Here is a 1,737-nt window from a genome sequence, read left to right on the forward strand (position 1 = left end):
CGGCAATGAATCGCTGTTTAGCCAAGATCGAGATTCTTTAGGTTTAATATTAAACTTTAGAGGATCTGGCAATTTGCTTGAAGAATTTAATGACTATACAGGTGTTTCTTTTTCTGAAAGTGCCTTGGTCAGATTACAGCAAGAGGTCTCTGCACTAGATTCAGCAGATCATGAAGGATTCCTTTTTTCACCCTATGAAATTATGGGTCAGCAGTATGGAATAAATCAGCCCTTTCTAGATTCTGCACTTATAGCGTTAAATGGGGCTAAAAAAATTCTTTTTTCAGTAAATAACTTAGGAGGGTATCCAGAGGAAACAGTTTTTTCAGTAGATATTGTTAATCCTGACTTATTGATATCTGAGGTAGATGGAATCGAAGATGAGTTGAAATACTTGATGAAGGCCTCTAGTATCAATAATGAAATACCTGAAGTATTTGCATTAGCTATTGAACGATATTTAGATGTAATAAATCCCGCTGGACTATATCAGTCATACTTTGAAAATAACCTACAGGTTTTACTAGATGATGACACCTATCCCTCATTTGAATTAGATAGCATTGCTAATTTTATTGCACTTTCCGGAGTTCCAATAAAATTGCCAGCTGGCTCAAGGGTCAAGTTTTTGAGATTTGATGACGATCAAAAAGGAATGCTATATTGCTTTAGGTTACCTGGTAATTCTTACTATCATACTCCAAAAAAATGGAAAGCTGGTACATCAAATGCTGGCAAGTTTGCGGGTTATGGGTATTGGAGCCCAGCTGATTGGAATAGTTCATCTAAAGTGATTTTTTATTCATATGAGGACTACTTAGTTCATAATGGAGGCTGTGGTTTCCCGCCTTATACTTTAGGGGAAGTTACGGAGGTACTATTAGGATATACAAAAGGATGCCCTGGAAATGAAGGGGAACTATATATTTATCCAAGACTATACAAGACATACTTTGAAGATATTACTAGTCCAGAATCACCAGATGAAGGGTATCCTGCCTATAGAGCTGCTAATGAAAATGTAACCTTTGCAGATATTGATCAACACATTATAAATAGCACTCAGCAAGTGTTCGACGACAGTTGTAGTCAAGAAGTAATTACTCTACATCATAATCAACTTCTTAAAGATATTCCATTTCCTTGTGGCATTTCCAGCGACTTAGTACCTCTTTCTGCATTGAGTAGCGGGGAATACTATTTTATTCATTTTGACAATGGAGTAGAGGCTGTTATGTCAATCCATCAAGGTAGACAATTCCTTGCTTATTTAGATAATGACGCTGAACTAGTAGTTCTTGAATACGATAAATTCTATGGGTGGTTCTACTCTGATTTCCAGGGGCCTCAATTTTCAAAAGATGCAGGTATAATACTAAACTTTGCGGGAGAGTTGGCACTGCAAGCTGGAATTACATCAGTATTTATTGCAGTTAATGTTTATCTTGGAGGAGCAGTGGCAGCGATGGCTGCACCATATGGAGTGGAAACGGGGGCTTTATTATTATTGGATTTAGCTGTGTCAGCTGGTGAGGCTAGTTCAGTTTACATGATAACAGATGACTCTAACCTAGCTATGCAAGCATTTTTTGCAGGTGCGGTTGGATCTGTTGGAGGGACATTACTAACTAATTCAATAAAAGGCTTCAGGCTTACATCTTCTGATGATCTAGATGTTCTTTTCAAAACAAGGACATACTCTGAGATTCCTCAAGATGCTTCCGCGTCATATATGAC

Annotated in this window: 1 protein-coding gene; it reads left to right on the forward strand. The window is 37.6% G+C overall.

Annotated elements, in window-relative coordinates; translation table 11 throughout:
• Nucleotides 1–1,737, forward strand: a 1,737-nt coding sequence (locus IX84_RS33685; protein WP_044230411.1) for a hypothetical protein, incomplete at both ends; no start/stop codon positions are given.

The organism is Phaeodactylibacter xiamenensis (genome assembly GCF_000759025.1).
Classification (GTDB): domain Bacteria; phylum Bacteroidota; class Bacteroidia; order Chitinophagales; family Saprospiraceae; genus Phaeodactylibacter; species Phaeodactylibacter xiamenensis.